This window comes from Brachybacterium sp. GCM10030252, from assembly GCF_042666535.1.
Lineage (GTDB): Bacteria > Actinomycetota > Actinomycetes > Actinomycetales > Dermabacteraceae > Brachybacterium.
The window spans coordinates 21,191-38,040 of sequence record NZ_JBHTDM010000030.1 but is presented as its reverse complement, the minus strand read 5'-3'; the positions used below and the strand labels follow the sequence as shown (position 1 = coordinate 38,040).

The 16,850-nt window shown below is 70.2% G+C and carries 16 protein-coding genes; 10 read left to right on the top strand and 6 right to left on the bottom strand.

Going from position 1 to position 16,850, the window contains the following annotated elements:
• The first annotated feature begins 117 nt into the window (after positions 1-117).
• The 10 genes from ACFQRJ_RS13715 to ACFQRJ_RS13670 all read left to right on the top strand — a co-directional run bounded on the left by ACFQRJ_RS13715 (position 118) and on the right by ACFQRJ_RS13670 (position 11,333).
• A complete protein-coding gene (locus ACFQRJ_RS13715; RefSeq protein ID WP_377019737.1) occupies positions 118-1,638 on the top strand; it encodes an ABC transporter substrate-binding protein in 1,521 nt (506 codons plus the stop codon).
• Between the two features lie 3 nt (positions 1,639-1,641).
• The gene (locus ACFQRJ_RS13710; protein WP_377019736.1) at positions 1,642-2,595 is read left to right on the top strand and encodes a carbohydrate ABC transporter permease; all 954 of its coding nucleotides are present in this window, start codon (positions 1,642-1,644) and stop codon (positions 2,593-2,595) included.
• Positions 2,595-3,521 (top strand): carbohydrate ABC transporter permease, encoded by a 927-nt coding sequence (locus tag ACFQRJ_RS13705; RefSeq protein ID WP_377019735.1) that lies wholly within the window; start codon positions 2,595-2,597, stop codon positions 3,519-3,521. The genes ACFQRJ_RS13710 and ACFQRJ_RS13705 overlap by 1 nt, the downstream gene beginning before the upstream one ends.
• Positions 3,522-3,597: 76 nt before the next feature.
• A complete protein-coding gene (locus ACFQRJ_RS13700; protein WP_377019734.1) occupies positions 3,598-5,694 on the top strand; it encodes a beta-galactosidase in 2,097 nt (698 codons plus the stop codon).
• A complete protein-coding gene (locus tag ACFQRJ_RS13695; RefSeq protein WP_377019733.1) occupies positions 5,691-6,545 on the top strand; it encodes an SDR family NAD(P)-dependent oxidoreductase in 855 nt (284 codons plus the stop codon). The genes ACFQRJ_RS13700 and ACFQRJ_RS13695 overlap by 4 nt, the downstream gene beginning before the upstream one ends.
• Complete coding sequence (gene dgoD / locus ACFQRJ_RS13690; protein WP_377019732.1) at positions 6,538-7,704, top strand: galactonate dehydratase; 1,167 nt, start codon at positions 6,538-6,540, stop codon at positions 7,702-7,704. The genes ACFQRJ_RS13695 and dgoD overlap by 8 nt, the downstream gene beginning before the upstream one ends.
• Positions 7,701-8,606, top strand: coding sequence for a dihydrodipicolinate synthase family protein (locus ACFQRJ_RS13685; RefSeq protein ID WP_377019731.1), 906 nt, complete (start codon positions 7,701-7,703; stop codon positions 8,604-8,606). The genes dgoD and ACFQRJ_RS13685 overlap by 4 nt, the downstream gene beginning before the upstream one ends.
• Before the next feature lie 144 nt (positions 8,607-8,750).
• Positions 8,751-9,509, top strand: coding sequence for a FadR/GntR family transcriptional regulator (locus ACFQRJ_RS13680; RefSeq protein ID WP_377019729.1), 759 nt, complete (start codon positions 8,751-8,753; stop codon positions 9,507-9,509).
• Positions 9,510-9,627: 118 nt separating this feature from the next.
• Entirely contained in the window at positions 9,628-10,593 is a 966-nt protein-coding gene (locus tag ACFQRJ_RS13675) for an ABC transporter ATP-binding protein (RefSeq protein WP_377019728.1), read from the top strand.
• Entirely contained in the window at positions 10,590-11,333 is a 744-nt protein-coding gene (locus ACFQRJ_RS13670) for an ABC transporter permease (RefSeq protein WP_377019727.1), read from the top strand. The genes ACFQRJ_RS13675 and ACFQRJ_RS13670 overlap by 4 nt, the downstream gene beginning before the upstream one ends.
• A gap of 15 nt (positions 11,334-11,348) precedes the next feature.
• Here ACFQRJ_RS13670 and ACFQRJ_RS13665 read toward each other — a convergent pair whose 3' ends face one another.
• From ACFQRJ_RS13665 to ACFQRJ_RS13640, 6 genes are all read right to left on the bottom strand, one after another.
• The gene (locus tag ACFQRJ_RS13665; protein ID WP_377019726.1) at positions 11,349-11,969 is read right to left on the bottom strand and encodes a dihydrofolate reductase family protein; all 621 of its coding nucleotides are present in this window, start codon (positions 11,967-11,969) and stop codon (positions 11,349-11,351) included.
• Entirely contained in the window at positions 11,969-12,475 is a 507-nt protein-coding gene (locus ACFQRJ_RS13660) for an SRPBCC family protein (protein WP_377019725.1), read from the bottom strand. The genes ACFQRJ_RS13665 and ACFQRJ_RS13660 overlap by 1 nt, the downstream gene beginning before the upstream one ends.
• A gap of 3 nt (positions 12,476-12,478) precedes the next feature.
• Positions 12,479-12,820, bottom strand: coding sequence for an ArsR/SmtB family transcription factor (locus ACFQRJ_RS13655; protein WP_377019724.1), 342 nt, complete (start codon positions 12,818-12,820; stop codon positions 12,479-12,481).
• Positions 12,821-12,941: 121 nt separating this feature from the next.
• Positions 12,942-14,021, bottom strand: coding sequence for a PQQ-dependent sugar dehydrogenase (locus tag ACFQRJ_RS13650; protein ID WP_377019723.1), 1,080 nt, complete (start codon positions 14,019-14,021; stop codon positions 12,942-12,944).
• A 248-nt stretch (positions 14,022-14,269) separates the two neighbouring features.
• Positions 14,270-15,013: a GolD/DthD family dehydrogenase gene (locus ACFQRJ_RS13645; protein ID WP_377019722.1), complete on the bottom strand. Its 744-nt coding sequence runs from the start codon at positions 15,011-15,013 to the stop codon at positions 14,270-14,272.
• A gap of 44 nt (positions 15,014-15,057) precedes the next feature.
• The gene (locus tag ACFQRJ_RS13640) at positions 15,058-16,845 is read right to left on the bottom strand and encodes a dihydroxyacetone kinase family protein (protein WP_377019721.1); all 1,788 of its coding nucleotides are present in this window, start codon (positions 16,843-16,845) and stop codon (positions 15,058-15,060) included.
• Positions 16,846-16,850 lie beyond the last annotated feature (5 nt).

Genomic DNA, 16,850 nt, shown 5'->3' with positions numbered 1-16,850 from the left:
ATCACCACCCCGCAGCACCCGCAGGCCCGCATCGCTTCGGTGGATAGAGGTCAGACCACCTACCGCCGACGCCCCGACCGCAGACGTCTTTCGATGACGAACAGACAGGAGCCACTCATGGGACCCCACCTCTCGCCTCACCCCTCCCGGCGCGCACTGCTGGGCGGAGGCATCGCCGCCGGGCTCGGCCTGGCCGCCGCCGGCTGCACCCCGCCGGAGGACGAGGCCGGATCGGGCCTGATCCAGATTCCCGATCCCGCCACCGAACTGCCCAGCGAGGACGTCACCTTCCGGGTCGTCGACAGCGGCGACACCAAGGCCAATTACTGGAACGAGCTGCTGAACCAGTACAGCGAGAAGCACTCGAACGTCACCACCGAGTACGACGGCCTGCCGTGGAACGAGATCGAAGAACTGGTCCCGCTGGCGGTGCGCAACGAGACGCTGCACGACCTGGTCCAGCTGCTGCCGGGGCCGCTGTTCGACCAGGCGCTGGAGGCGGAATGGATCCTGCCGCTGGACGACGTGATGCCCGGCTTCGAGGAGTGGAAGGCGCAGTATCCCGAGAACGTCCTGTTCGAGGGTCTGCACATCCACGACGGGAAGACGTACACGTTCCCGGCCACGGCGGACAACCGCTACGAGATCTGCCTGCTCTACAACAAACAACTCATGAACGACGCCGGCTTCGACCCCGAGACCGAGCCGCTGACCTGGGACGACTACCGTGAAGCGGCCCGGAAGATCACCGAGGCCGGCAACGGCCAGGCCTACGGCGTGGTCCTCGAGGGAGCCCAGACCAACCGGCTGGACTTCTGGATCAATGGCCTGGCGCAGATGGGCGGCGCCTACGGCTCGAACCCGGCCACCGGCGAATTCGATTTCACGGACGACGCCTGGCTGAACGCCTTCGAGCTGCTGCAGGCGCTGCTGGACGATGGCAGCGTCTTCCCCGGCTCGACCTCGCTGACCGCACCGCAGGCGTGGCCGCGGGTCGCCTCGGGCTCCGCCGGGATGGTGACCGCCGGCCCGTGGGTCATCACCACCTGGGAGAACGAGTCACCGGACTTCGAGTTCGGCGTCGGTGCCCACCCGCGGCCGGGCCCGGACGCGCTGCCGATCGGCTACGCCCCCGGCAAGATGGCCGATGCCATGTTCGTCTACGCCGGCACCGGCTCACCCGAGATCGCCGGAGACATCATGGCCTACCACGGCAGCCTCGAGGCCGCGAAGGCCTGGACGCAGATCGTCGGCCCAGGCAGCCCCTCCCCCTACCCCGATGCGGTCGAGGCCGCCAAGGAGCAGATCTCCGACGCCGGCCGGCGCTCGCTCGAGCTGGCCGAGCAGCAGGTGCTGATGCCCAGCTCCCTGGTGCGCAACCCGGACATCGCGCTGGTGAACCAGAAGTCCGAGCCGCTGGACATCGGCATGGGCGACATCGTCGCCGGCGTCATCGACGGCTCGATCACCGACGTGAAGAGCGCCCTGCAGGACCTCACCGACAACTCGAACCGGCAGCGGGACGAGGCCCTGAAGGCAGCCCAGGAGGCGGGCGCGGACGTCAGCCGAGAGGACTGGGCCTTCCCCAACTTCACTCCGGGTGAGGACTACACCCAGGACATGTACGAGGAGCTCTGAGCGATGACCACCGCCCAGGTGCACATCCCGGAACAACCCGCCCCGCGAGCGCAGCGATCCGCGACCTCGGACACGGTGTGGTGCTACCTCTTCATGCTGCCCACCATCGTGCTCGCGGCCGTGTTCACGTTCTATCCGGCGATCGCCTCCTGGGTGATCTCCTTCCAGGAGTGGAACGGCTTCGGGGACGAGCGCACCTTCGTCGGCTTCGCGAACTTCCGTGAGGTGATGGTCGACCGGTACTTCTGGGCCGCCTTCGGTCGCACGGCGCTGTTCGTCCTGATGACGGTGCCGGCCTCGCTGGTGCTGGCGTTCCTGTTCGCGGCGGCGCTGAACGACGCCTCCTACCGGCTGCGCCCGCTCTTCCGCGCCGTGTTCTTCCTGCCGGTGGTCACCACCACGGCCATCGTCGGGATCGTGTTCACGATGCTGATGAACCCGTTCGACGGGCCGCTGAACAGGTTCCTGCTCTCGATCGGGCTGATCGATCAGCCGATCGACTTCCTGGGCAGCCCCTCGCTCGCCCTGGCCTCCGTCTCGGCCGTGTTCATCTGGAAGTGGACGGGGATCTCAATGATCTACTGGCTGGTCGCGCTGCAGACGGTGCCGAAGGAGCTCTACGAGGCCGCCGAGGTGGACGGCGCGGGGATCTGGCGGCGGCACCGCCACCTGACCGTGCCGATGATCCTGCCCTTCGGGGTGATCATCACGCTGATCGCCGTGGTCGGCTCCTTCCAGACGTTCCCGCTGGTCCAGGCGATGACCCAGGGCGGGCCCAGCTTCTCCACCGAGCTGGTGGAGCTGTACATCTACCGCCTCGCCTTCGCCTCCGAGGGTGAGCCCCGGCTCGGTTACGCCTCGGCCGCCGCGGTGATCTTCGGCCTCGCCATCCTCATCTTCACGGCGCTGCAGGCGTGGGCCGTGCGCAAGATCCAGCTCGCACGGAAGGGGCAGTGATGAGCGACGTCACCACCAGCACGATCCCTGCCCCCGCGCCGGGCACGAGCCGGGCCGAGGCCCCGCGAGCAGGCAGGAGGCGACCCCAGCGACGGCGCAACCGGCGCCGGCTGCTGCGGCACACGATCCTCACCGTCGTCCTCGGCGTGGTGGGCTTCGCGTGGCTGTACCCGATGCTGTGGATGGTCTCGGCGTCACTGAAGGACAACATGACGGTGTTCACGGAGATGTCGCTGATCCCGTCGGCCCCCGAGTTCGAGAACTACGTGCGGGCGTGGTGGACGGCGAACATGGGCCGCTACTTCTGGAACACGCTGCTGGTCACCGGAGCCACGGTCGCCATCACTTTGCTGACCACCTCGACCATCGGGTACGTGCTGGGCACCTACCGCTTCCCCGGCAAGCGGATCATCATCGGCGCGATCATCGCGGTGGTGTTCCTGCCGGAGGGCTACACGATCATCCCGTTGTTCGAGGTGATCAGCGCCCTGGGCCTCAGCACCTCGCTGGCCGGATTGATCCTGGCCGAATCCGGCGGCGCCCAGATCATGATCATCCTGCTGTTCGCCGGGTATTTCCGTCAGATGCCGAAAGAGCTGCTGGAGGCCTCCCGCATCGATGGCGCGGGATTCCTGCGCTCGTTCTGGTCGATCATGCTGCCGCTGTCGAAACCGGTGATCGCCACCGCGGTGATCATGACGATCATGCGGGTGTGGAACAGCTTCCTCATCCCGCTGGTGCTGACTCTCTCCCGCCCGGACCAGCGCACCCTCGCCGTCGGCGTCTACGCGTTCCAGGGCGAGAACTCCACCGACTGGACCGGCATGGCGGCCGCTTCCACGATGAGCATCCTGCCGATCGTGATCGCGTTCCTGCTGATGCAGCGGCATTTCGTGGAGGGCATCGCGGGCGCAGTGCGCGGCTGAGCCCGCCGCGCGGATCCTCTGCCGCACGACCCCACCCGACAACACCCGACGACCCACCCTTGGGAGCTTTCCTCACATGCTGTACGGCATTTCTTACTATCCCGAATACCTGCCCTTCGACCGCCTCACCGAGGACGTGCGGATGATGCGCGAGGCGGGTATCAACTACGCGCGTCTGGCCGATTCGATCTGGGCGATGTGCGAACCGGCCCCCGGCCGCATCGACGTCGACATGCTCGGCCCCACGCTGGACGAGCTGCACTCCGCCGGGATCACGGTCATCCTGTGCACCCCGACGTACGCGATCCCGGCGTGGATGTCCCGGGAATACCCCGAGGTGATGAACTCCCGCGCCGACGGCACGCCGTGGCCGTTCGGGGACCGCCAGAACGTGGACTTCACCCATCCCGGGTACCGCTTCTTCGCCGAGCGCATCATCCGCGCGGTGATGGAGCGCTGGGCGAGCCATCCCGCGGTGATCGGCGTGCAGGTGGACAACGAGACCGGCGGCCGCGCGGTCCACTCCGCGGCCGCGACCCGCGAGTTCGTCCGCCGGGTGGAGGCGAAGTTCGGCGACATCGACACGCTGAATGACGTGTGGGGGCTGAACTTCTGGTCCCACCGCCTGGCCGACTTCGGCCAGCTGTGGGCTCCTGGCGAGCGCGGCCAGGGCGGCGGGAACACCAATCCGGGCTTCGACCTGGAGTGGCGCCGCTACCAGGCCGACCTGGTCCAGGAGTTCCTCGCCTGGCAGGCGGGCATCGTGCGCGAGTACCTGCGTGAGGACCAGTTCATCACCCACGACACCGTCTCCGGGCACGGCCTGCCCCACGCGAACCGGGCGCTGATCGGTGCCGCCATGGACGTGCACGCCGAGAACTTCCCGCACCATGCCCAGGGCGCCCTGTCCCACCCGCCACGCGGCACGCATCCCGGCACCTATCACGACCCCTCGGGGGTGCACGGTGCCTACCAGCTGTTCCAGCGCGGGGACATGGCCCGCGCGAGCGGCCACCAGAACTTTCTGGTCACCGAGATGAACCCGATCAGCGTGGGCGGGCCCGCGCACAACTTCCCCGCCTACGACGGCCAGTGGCGCCTGGCCGCCTACACCTGCATCTCCCGCGGCGCCAACGCCGTGGCCTACTGGCACTGGCACAGCACCCACTACGGCTCCGAGACCTACTCGCACGGCGTGCTGAACCACGACCTCGAGGAGAACCGCAACCTCCGCGAGGTCGCCCGCATCGGCCACGAGCTGCAGAGCGCCGGGGACCAGCTCACCGATCTGGACGCCGAGGCGGAGGTCGCCTTCGTCTACTCCCCCGATTCTCGCTACCTGCTCAGCTTCGAGCCGTGCCTGCCCGTGCCGGGGACCGCGCAGGGTGACCGGCGCTCCTACGAGCGGATCTTCGACGCCTTCTACCGGGCGTTCTTCGACGAGCGCGCCCAGGCCACCGTCACCCACGCCGTCGACGGCCTCGAGGACTACCCCGTCGTGGTCGCGCCCAGTCTCTATGCCGCGGACGACGAGACCCACCGCGCGTTGCTGCGGTACGCCGAGAGGGGCGGCCACCTCGTGCTCGGCATCCGCTCCGGGTACATGGACGAGTTCGGCAGGGCCCGCTGGGAGCGCGGCCCCGGGCCGCTGCGCCCCGGCGTCGGCGCCGGATACAACCTCTACTCCAACCTCGAATCCGCCGTGCCCGTGACCGCCAGCGGCACCCTGGAGCTCGATGCGGGCTCGGCGGGAGAGGGCTGGATGGACGAGCTGGAGCTCGAGGGCGCCTCTCCGCTGGCCTACTACGAGCACCGCCAGTTCGGCACCTTCCCCGCCGTGGTCACGAACCAGTACGGCACGGGCCGCGTCACCTACGTCGGCACCCTTCCCAACCCGGAGCTGGGACGCTCCGTGGCCCGCTGGGTGCTCGAGCAGGCCGGCGTGCAGCCGCTGGGCGCCGGGCTGCCGGAGTCCGTGCGCTGCACCCGGGCGCGGGGCCGGGACGGCGAGACCCTGTGGTTCCTCACGAACTGGTCCGAAGAGACGCTGAGGGTCCCAGCGCCGGTCGCGGGCCGCTCGCTGCTCTCGGGTGAGGAGGTCCCGGCCGACGGGCAGATCCAGCTGGGCCCGTGGGATGTCGTCGTTCTGGCCGAGCACGGGGAGTCGCGATGAGCCCGGCCGCGGGCGCATCGGCCGACGGGGTCGCGGCCGGTCGGAGCGCGCCGGGCCCCGACCCCGCGTCCTTCGCGGGGCGAGCCGCCCTGGTCACGGGCGCGGCCCGCGGCATCGGCAGGGCCGTCACCGAAGCCCTCGTGGCCCGAGGCTGCACCGTCACCGCCGTCGACCGCGACGGCGCAGCCCTGCGCGAGCTCACCGCAGCGCTGGGAACGGATCGGCGCCGGGCCGAGGTGGTCGACCTCTGCGACCGCCGTCAGCGCAGCGGCCTCGTCCAGCGCAGCATCGACGCCTGGGGCCGGCTCGACGTGCTCGTGAACAACGCCGCCCACCTCGGACGGCGAGACGCGTTCTCGGAACTGACCGACGAGGACTGGGACCAGGTGCTCGAGACCAACCTCTCGGCCGGCGTCATGCTGGCGCGGGACGCCGGCCGCGTGATGAGCGACGGCGGCGCGATCGTGAACGTCTCGAGCATCCAGGAGCTCTCTCCGCTGCGCCAGCACGCCGCGTACGCCATCTCCAAGGGCGGCGTCAACGCCGCCACCCGCGCCCTGGCCGTCGAGTTCGGGCCGGCCGGCATCCGTGTGAACACCGTCGTGCCCGGCGTGATCGAGACGCCCGGGATGGCGGAGATGCGCAGCGATGCTGCTCCCGCCGACGCGACCAGCTCCCCTGCCCTGTTGCGTCGCGCGGGCCGGCCCGAGGAGGTCGCCGAGGCCGTCGCCTTCCTCGCCTCCGACGCTGCCTCGTTCATCACCGGGGCCTCGCTCCGGGTGGACGGCGGGCGCCTGCTCAGTCGCCGCCTCGATGCCTTCGCCGAGCAGTGGGAGAGCGCGGATGAGTGACCGCATCGCCGCGGTGCGCTCCTACCGGGTCGCCCCGCGCTGGATCCTCGTTCGCGTGGACACCGAGGACGGCCTGACCGGGTGGGGCGAATCGATCAACCCCAAACGCGCCGGCGCCGTCCAGGGCGCCCTCGCGGACCTGGAGGCGAACGTCCGCGGCCGGGACCCGGACCGGATCGAACAGCTCCGTCTGCGAATGCGCCACGGCGGCTTCTTCCGCGGCGGCCCCGTGCTCGCCACCGCGGCCGCCGCCATCGAATGCGCCCTGTGGGACATCCGCGCCCGCCGCCTGAACTCCCCCGTCCACGGTCTCCTGGGCGGCGCCGTGCGCGAGCACATCACCAGCTACGCGTGGGTGGGCGGGGACCGGCCCGCCCAGCTCAGCGCCGACATCACCGCGCGGCTGGAGCAGGGCTATTCGATGGTCAAGATGAACGCGACCGCCGAGTTCGACCACATCGAGTCCTCCGCCGCGATCGACGCCGTCATCGAGCGGGTCGGCGCGGTGCGCGAGGAGTTCGGGTCCCGGATCGACGTCGCGCTGGACTTCCACGGCCGCGTGCACCGGTCGATGGCGCGCACGCTGGTGCGCGAGCTGGAGACGTTCCGGCCGGCGTGGATCGAGGAGCCGCTGCCGCCCGGGCACGAGGCCGCCTACGCCGAGCTCTTCGGCCGCGACCGCACGGTACCGATCGCCACCGGGGAGCGGATGAGCGAGCTGCGCGAGTTCCTGCCGCTGCTGGAGGCCCGGGTGGTCGACGTGCTCCAGCCCGACGTGTCCCTGACGGGCATCGCGGAGCTGGTCAGCATCGCCCGGGTGGCCGAGGCCTACGATGTCGCCGTGGCCCCGCACTGCCCCAACGGCCCCGTCTCCCTGGCCGCTTCGCTGCAGGCCGGTGCGTGTGCGGAGAACATCGTGGCCCAGGAGCAGTCGCTCGGGCTGCATTACAACCGCGGCTACGCCGATATGCCGAAGGCGGAGATGTTCGACTACCTCCGCGAGCCCGCGGTGCTGCGCCCGGCCGACGGTCGCCTGGCCATCCCGCCGGACCCCGGGCTGGGCCTCGAGCTCGACGAGGACGCGATCGCCGCCTCCCCGAGCTGGAGCCTGAAGGACCCCGACTGGCGATACCCCGATGGACGGAGCGCGGAATGGTGACCCATGAACCTCTGAGCGGGGTCTTCCCCGCCCTCATCACCCCGTTCTGCGCGGACGGAACCCTGGATCGGGTGACTCTCGCGGACCTGGTCGAGCGCGCCGCCGCGGCCGGGGTCACCGGCTTCGCACCCTGCGGCAGCACCGGGGAGGGCTGGCACCTGCTGCCGGCCACCCGCCGCGCAGTACTGACCACGGTTCTCGCCCACTCCCCCGTGGATCTGTCCGTCCTCTGCTGGGTGCCCGCGAACGATCTGGAGACGACGCTGAGCGAGCTGGAGGACGTGGCCGAGGCGGGCGCCACCGCCGCGCTGCTCGCGCCGCCGGTGGCCGGCACCGAGCAGAGTGAGTTCGTCACCGCCCTCGCGGATCGCGCTCCCCTGCCGCTGGTGCTCTACAACATTCCCGCCCTCAGTGGCGTCGCCGTGGAGACCGAGACGATCCTGCGCCTGGCCGACCATCCGCGCGTCATCGGCGTCAAGGACAGCACGCGGGACATGGAGAACCTCCAGCGCTGGATCTGGGCGACGGAGGGGGCCGACGGGTTCAGCGTGCTGACCGGCGCGGATTCCCTGCTGGTCTCGAGTCTGCTGACCGGGGCCGCCGGCACGATCGCCGCCAGCCCCGGCGTGCTGCCACAGCTCGCCGTCGGCATCCATCGCGCTGTCGTCGATGGCGACCTGGAGACGGCGTGGGCCCGTCAGCGGGAGCTCGCTGCGATCGTGGATCTCTGCCGCGCCCACGCGTTCCCGGCCGGCTGGAAGGTTGCCCTTCACCTGCTGGGGTACGGCAGTGGACGGCCCGCGCCGTCCCGGGAGGGGCTCGACGAGCAGGCCGTGGGCGAGCTGCGCGAGCAGCTGCAGGCGTTCCCGGCCTTCACGGCGGCGCAGCGGAGCACGGCGTGAGCGTCGCGGCGGCGCCGCAGGGCGCGGCGAGCCCGCTGCGACGGCGCGGCCGCGCCCGGCAGAGACGCGACGCTCGGATCTGCCCTCCCGCCGTCCGCTGCCCCGCACATCGGGCGCTGACCCGGGGTGGGCGATAATCGGCCGATGGGAACATCGCAGATGTGGGAACCACTCACCACGACGTACGTGTCGACGCAGGTGAGCGACCAGATCCAGAATCTCATCGGCACCAAGCGGCTCAAGCCCGGCGACCGGCTGCCCGCCGAGCGGGAGCTCGCCCACCTCCTGCACGTCAGCCGCGCCTCGGTGCGCGAGGCGTTCAAGTCCCTCCAGGCCCAGGGCGTGGTCGACATCCGCCACGGCCAGGGCGTCTTCGTCGCCGAGCCGCATGCCGCCGCCTCTCTGCGGGCCGCCCTGATCCAGCGCGAGATCGGCGTCGAGGAGCTCTACGCGATGCGCGAGGTGCTCGAACTCCCGGCCGTGGAATGGGCCGCCCAGCGCCGCGACCCGGACGGCATGGCCGAGCTGACCGAGGCGTTCTCGGCGCTGGACGCCTGCGCCTACGCGGAGGAGATCGACTTCGAGCGCATGCGCATGCTCGACACTGCCTTCCACCTCAGCACCGTCTCCGCCGCGGGCAACCAGTTCCTGCAGCAGACCACGATCGTGCTCCACGAGATCCTCGCCGCCGGTATGGCGACCACGCTGCGCGCCCCGGGACGAGTCGAGAAGTCCCGGGTCGACCATCGGCTGATCTACGAGGCGATCATCGCCGGCGACGCCGAAGAGGCACGGCGGGTGGCCAAGGAGCACATCGACGCGGCGCGGGAGACGGCGATGTCGCGGGTCGCGTCGGCGGAGGCGGCAGGCATCGAACGCGAGACAGAAAATCCTCAGCCGTAACGCCCACGAGAAGGCGACCAGCACTCTCCGCGAGGCTCCGCGGCATCCACTGATCGGTTGACCCCGTCGCCGCCGGTTGCCGGATCCGCGAGAGCTCCGCAGCCTCCACGCTGAGGACATGCACGCAGAACCGACCCCGCTCGAGCCGGCCGTCGTCGACGGGCCGGCCGTCGTCGTCGAGGGACTCCGCAAGACCTACGGCGACAAGGTCGCCGTCGAGGACGTCAGCTTCACGGTGGCCCAGGGCGAGATCTTCGGCATCCTCGGGCCCAACGGCGCCGGCAAGACCACCACCGTCGAGGCGATCGCGGGCCTGCGCAGCAGCGACGCCGGCAGCATCCGGGTGCTGGGCATCGATCCGTGGACGCAGCATGATCGCCTCGCCCGGGTGCTGGGCATCCAGTTGCAGGAGAGCAAGCTCCAGCCCAAGATCACCGTGCGCGAAGCCCTGCAGCTGTGGTCCACCTTCTACGACGATCCCGCGCCGTGGCAGGACCTGGCCGAGCGAGTGGGCATGAGCGAGCACCTGGACCGGCGTTTCGCCACGCTCAGCGGCGGCCAACAGCAGCGCCTGTCCGTGGCGCTGGCGCTGGTCGGCCGGCCGGAGGTGGCGATCCTGGATGAGCTCAGCACCGGCCTGGACCCGCGGGCCCGGCGGGAGGTGTGGGACATGGTGCGCGGCCTGCGCGACAGCGGCGCGACCATCCTCCTGGTCACCCACGCCATGGACGAGGCCCAGCAGCTGTGCGACCGGATCGCCATCTTCCAGCACGGGCGCCTGGCCGCACTGGACAGCCCCGACGGCCTGATCAGCGCGACCGCGGCGGCCACGGTCACCTCCTTCCGGGCCGACGCTCCCGTGGACCTGGAGGCACTGCGGGATCTGCCCGACGTCGCCGCTGTCCAGACCGACGCCGGACGCATTCTCGTCCACGGTCAGGAAGGCGTGGCCCTGACCGTGGTGGGTCACCTCGAGCACGCCGGCGTCACCCCGCGGCAGCTGCGCGTGGTCGACGGGTCCCTGGATTCGGCCTACCTCGACCTGACCGACGAACAGCCGCATCGCGCCGAGGAGCCCGCATGACCTCCGCATCCGCCGCCCTGATCCGCAACGAGGCGCGCCTGTATCTGCGTGAGCCCATGGCCTGGTTCTGGGTGATCGCCTTCCCCACGCTCCTGCTCATCGTGCTGGGCTTCATTCCCACGTTCCGGGAGGCCGATGCGGATCTCGGCGGGCAGACGGTCATCGGGCTCTACGTCTCCATCTGCATCCTGCTGTCGATGGTCATGGTCGGAGCCACCGCCATGCCGATGACGCTGATCGAGTACCGCTCCAGCAGGATCCTGCGCCGGCTGCGCACCACACCGGTCAGCCCCCTCACGATCCTCGGCGCGCAGGCTGTCGTGTTCGGCGTCTCCGTGGCGATCGCGGCCGCGCTGTGCCTGACCGTGGGCCGGCTCGCCTACGACGCTCCGCTGCCGCAGCACCTGCTGGGCTGGCTGGTGACGTTCGTCCTGGCGCTGGCGGCGATGCTGGCCACCGGCGGTGTGATCACCGCGCTGACGCCCAACGCCTCCGTGGGCAATGTGGTCAGCATGATGGTCATGCTGCCCACGATGTTCACCACCGGGGTGTGGTTCCCGGTCCAGACAATGCCGCAGACACTGCAGACGATCGTGCACTGGACGCCGATGGGGGCCGCGACCGAGGCGCTCAACCAGGCGACGATGGGTAGCTTCCCCGATGCCATGTATCTGCTGGTGGTGGCCGGGTGGACGCTCGTGCTGTCCATCGTCGCCGTGCGCACCTTCCGCTGGGAGTGAGCGGCTGACTCCGCGTCACCTCACGTGCACGTCATAGTAGAGATGCGTGGTCCGGGTCGAGGATTCGGTCCCGGTCTGCTCCAGACGCACACGACTGTCCTCCACCCCCTCGAACAGACGAATCCCCGACCCGAACAGCACGGGCGAGATCGCCACGTGGAACTCGTCGATCAATCCGGCATTCAGATACCCCACTACCGTCGTGCCGCCACCCGCGACGCGGACGTCTCGACTGCCCGCCGCCAGGCGGGCATGATCCAGGGCGGACTCGATCCCGTCGCCCACGAAGCGGAACGTCGTCCCGCCCGGACGTTCCCACGGCTCGCGCTCTTCGTGCGTCACCACGAATACCGGCGTATGGAACGGCGCCTGTTCCGGCCACATCTGCTCGCCGGCGTCGAACATGCGCTTGCCCATCACGCTCGCACCGGTGCGCTCGAACGTCTCGGTCACGATGTCGTTGTCGCGCCCCTCCTCGCCGCCCTTTCCGAGCCCGAGATTCTCTCGGAAGTGGCGCTGGCGAAAGACCCACTGCTGCAGCTCCCTCCACTGCGTGCCCATCAACTCCTCGGGCGAGTCGGGGGCGATGAATCCGTCCAGCGACATCGACACACTGAAGAACACCTTCCCGGCCATCAGCCCTCAGCCCCCTTGCGGACGAGCTCGGCGGCGTAGGCAGCGAGGTTGCCCAACGTCTGCTGACCAGCCTCGACCGCGCCGTGCTTCTCGATCGCCTCGTCGCGCAGCTCCTCGGTCGGGAACATCGCGAGCATCTCGACCCGGGTCGCTGACCCGTCGGTCTCGAACGTGAGGACCGATTCGAACGCATTCGGGTCGTCGCGGTGCTCGCCGTGGAGCATCGTGATCCGCTCCGACGGGACGATCTCCGTCCACTGGATCCATTCCTGGTAGTCCGTCCGGTCCGGACCGTGCATCACGAAGTCCCACACACCACCGACACGGAACTCGAAAGCCCGCGTGGTCGTGGTGAACCCTTTCGGCCCCCACCACTGCGCCAAGTGGCGCGCCTCGGTGAACGCCTCGAAGACCAGCTCTCGCGGGGCATCGATGACCCGCGAGACGACGATCTCGCGGTTCGCCGTCTCGTTCTGCTTCGACCTTTCAGATCCCATGGAGTTCATGAGCTACTCCTCCTGCCTCTCGTGTTTGAGTTCCTGCACGTAGGCATCGAGCCGCTCGAAGCTCTCGCTCCAGAACTGCTCGAAGCCCCCGGTCCATTCATGGACCGCCTTCAGCCCACGGGCATCCAGGCCGTACACGCGCTGCTTGCCGTCCCGGCGATCGCGGACCAGCCCGACGTCTCGGAGCACGCGAAGGTGCTTCGAGGTCCCCGGCTGGGGCAGGTCCAGTTCGTGCGACAGTTCGGTGACCGGTCGCTCGCCTTCTCGTAGCAGCACGAGGATCTGGCGACGCCGCGGTTCAGCGATCGCATTGAAGACGTCCGACGTGGTCGCTGCTCGTGCCATGACGCCCATCATATTCCTATATAGGAATATGACAACCTCGTGAGATCTGCACGGGTGTGGAAGGGGCGCCCTGCGCGGCGCGTGGCACCCGGATTAGGCGTCAGGCGTCAGGCGTCAGGCGTCAGGCGTCAGGCGTCAGGCGCAGGATGCGGTCGTCTCCCTCGCCGGGATCGCCCCGCCCGTCGGTGTTATTGGTCAGCACCCACAGCGAGTCATCAGGGGCCACCACCACGTCGCGCAACCGGCCAGCGCCCTCAGTCAGCAGCTCGCGGGAATCGTCGGGGGCGGCCAGCGGGACCACGCGCAGGCGCTGACCGCGGAGATTGGCGAGGTACAGGTTTCCACCGCTGATCGCGATGCCGCTGGGGCTCGCCTCATCCGGGGACCACTGCTGGATAGGGTCGCGGTAGTCCTCCTGCTCCGCGATGCCTTCGGCCGCAGGCCAGCCGTAGTTCCCGCCGGGCTCGATGAGGTTCAGCTCGTCCCGGGTGTCCTGGCCGAACTCGCTGGCGTACATCGTGCCGTCCTCGGCCCAGGCGATCCCCTGCGGGTTGCGGTGCCCGTAGCTGAAGACGAGAGAGCCCGGGAACGGGTTGTCCTCCGGCACTCCCCCGTCGGGCGTCATCCGCAGGATCTTCCCACTGAGGGCGTCGACGTCCTGGGCGCTGTCGCGGTCCGAGGCGTCGCCGGTGGTCGCATACAGCATCCCGTCGGGCCCGAATGCGAGCCGGCCACCGTTGTGGATCCGGGCCGACGGGATTCCTTCGAGCACGCTCGAGGCCTCTCCGAGGCCGAGGCCGCCGGGCTCGCCGGTCAGCGGGCGGCGCTCGATGCGGTTGCCGTCCGCGGCGGTGTAGTACATGTACAGGTAGTCCTCGTGCACAGCGAGGCCGAGCAGCCCGCCCTCCCCTCCGGCGACGACGGCCTCGATGACGCCGACCTCGCGCGGGGTGCCGTCGGGGGCGAGTTCGAGGATCCGGCCGGAGTCGCGTTCGCTGACGAGAGCGGTCTCGCCGGCGAAGGTGATAGACCACGGGGCCTCGAGGCCGGTGGTGAGGAGCTCGGCGGGTCCGGGGGATTTCTCTCGGGACGCAGTGCCGCTGCCCACACCCGGCCCGTCAGCGGTCCTAGTGCATGCTCCCACCAGTGCACCGACGGCGAACACGCCGCCGAGCACACCGATCTGGCGTCGTGTGGTCACAACGGCCCCTCCCGGTGGACGAGGTCATGCATCGCCCACGGTAGACCGTGCTCACATCCGAGGTCGGCTGCATGCGCCGGTCGGCGCTCCCTCATCACGGCAAGGCAGCGTCCGCGGCCTTCAGGGCGCTGTGTACGACACTCCCGGTGGCGGCAATGTCAGCGCCGTGTGCGCAGGCTTGCCACTCGGCGGCACGACGGTCCGTCCCGCAGCGTCGAACTCGACTCCGACCCCGAGCAGCAGGGGGGTCACACGGTCGTGAAGCCCCCGTCCATGAGGTAGTTGCTGCCGCTGATCATGGCGGCGTCGTCCCCGGCGATGAACGCGATCAGCGCCGCGACCTCCTCGGGCTGGGCGAAGCGCCCCACCGGGATCGCGGCCTTCGCCTTCTCGCCGCGCTCCCCGGCCCACGCCGCCTTGCCGAGCGGTGTCTCGACGACCGTCGGGGAGACGGCGTTGACGGTCACGCCGTGGCGCGCCCATTCGAGGGAGAGGGTGTGGGTCAGCCCGACCACCGCAGCCTTGCTCGCGGAGTATGCGGCGTGCTGGTCCAGTCCAATCACGGCGGCCTGCGAGGCCAAGTTGATGATGCGGCCCTGCCCCGCTTCGATCATCACCTTGCCGGCGGCCTGCGCCATATAGAAGGTGCCGCTGAGGTTGACGTCCAGGGTCAGCTGCCAGCGCTCCGCCGGGACATCGACGGCCGGGTCCAACAGTGCGACTCCGGCGGAGTTGACCAGGACGTACGGTGTACCGACCTCGCGGACCGTCTCCTCGATCACCCGGCCGGCCGCTGCAGCATCGGTGAGGTCGGCGACGATCCCGTGATGCCGTCCGCCCGGTAGTTCGGCCAGCATCTCGCCGACGTCGGGGTTCAGGTCGACCCCCACGATCCGGGCACCGCGCTCGGCGAGGTGCCCGGCGACGGTGTGGCCGATTCCGCTGGCAGCTCCGGTGATGACGGCGATCCTGCCCTCGAATGTGCGCTCCATGGTCGCTCCTTCTCTCGTTCTCTCGATGTCTTCGGATCGATCGTTCAGCGGTGCGCCGCGGAGGTCCCGGCGTCGGTCGCGTCCCCTCCGGGCACGGGAGCGGGGAGCTCCTTCGCCTCGAGGGTGTGCTCGTGCTGCGCCATGTCCTCGGCGAGCGCCTCGACGAGGAGCGCGAAGGACTGCGCCCCGGCGTCCGGCGTGCCGAGGCTCTTCTCGGCGAGGGGGCGGGCCCGGCCCTTGCGAGGCAGAAGGTCCTCGGTCGCATCGGCCGCGAAGCGCGCGGCCCGGCCGGCCGCGCTCCACGCCGCGGGAAGGCTCATGCCCGAGCGGACGGAGTCATGCAGGCTCCGGTGGAACGGCACGGCCGCGTCGATCAGGGTCTTGTCGCCGACCTCCGCGCGGCCGAGTTCCTGCACGGCCTGCACGAAGGCGCCGACGGCCTCGGCGACGTCCTGGCCGTTGTAGGTCTCGCGCGCATCGCCGAGGGACTCACCCGCCGCCTCGAGCCCGGCTCCCCAGAGCACGCCGGAGGTGCCGCCCGCCTCGGCGGCCCATGCCCTGCCGGCTGCCCTCAGCGTCCAGGCCGGGCCGACGCCTGTCAGCGAGTTCGCTGCCTGCACGGCGGCGCCGGCTCCCTTGACCATCCCGCGACCGTGATCGCCGTCGCCGGCCACGGCGTCGATCCGGCCCAGCTCGTCCTCATTCCGGCGCAGCACCTCCAGCATCCGGGAGAGTCCTGACGCGATGTGCGCGGAGAGCCGCGCACCGGCCATGGACGGCTGCGGCGCCTGTGCTGCCGAATCGGGAGCGGCGCCGATCTCGACCGGTCGCAGTGCCGCGAGCGGGGAGGCCTGCTTCCGGTAGGCGGGGGTGTAGGCATCAGCGCCCCACCAGCGCTCGAGGTCCCCGTCGAGCCACGTGAGGGTCAGGGAGCAGCCGCCCATGTCGAGACTGGTCACCAGCTCCCCGACCTCGGGCTGGACGGGGGTGAGACCGCGAGCCTCCAGCAGCCGGCGCACCTCGCCCCACAGCAGGAACAGTTCCTCCTGTTTCGTCGTGCCCAGGCCGTTGACGATCACGGCGACGCGAGTGGACTCCGTACGGGGCCGCGCGGCGAGCACCCCGTCGACCATCATCGCGGCGAGCTCGGAGGCGGGGGCGATCGGGGCGTCGCGGATACCCGGCTCGCCGTGGATGCCGAGGCCCACGCCCATCGTCCCGGGCGGCACGGTGAACAAGGGCTCCTCGGCTCCCGGCATGGTGCACCCGGAGAAGGCGACGCCGAAGGTGCGGGTGGCGGCATTCGCGGCGCGTCCCGCCTGCTCGACGGCGTCGATGTGCGCCCCGGTGGCGGCGGCCGCTCCGAGTGCCTTGAACACGACGAAGTCGCCGGCGATCCCGCGCCGCTCCTCCTCCACGGCCGAGGAGGCGACGTCGTCGGTGACCAGCACGATCCGGGCATCGATGCCCTCGCGGCGCAGCCGCTCGGCGGCGATGCCGAAGTTCATCACGTCCCCGGCGTAGTTGCCGAAGGTGAGGATCACGCCGCGCCCCTGGTCGGCGGCCTTGGCGACCGAGTAGACCTGCGCGGCCGAGGGCGAGGTGAAGATGTTGCCCACCACGGCTCCGGCGGCGAAGCCGGGGCCCACCAGGCCTGCGAAGGCCGGGTAGTGGCCGGAGCCGCCGCCGGCGACGACGGCGACCACGGGATCGGGGCCGCGATGGCTCACGACGCCGCCGGGGACAGCGCGCAGCCGGTCGGCGTAGAGGGAGGCGAAGCCCTCGAGCTGCTGGTCGACGAAGTCGGCGGGGTCGTTGTGCACCCTGGTCATCGCCG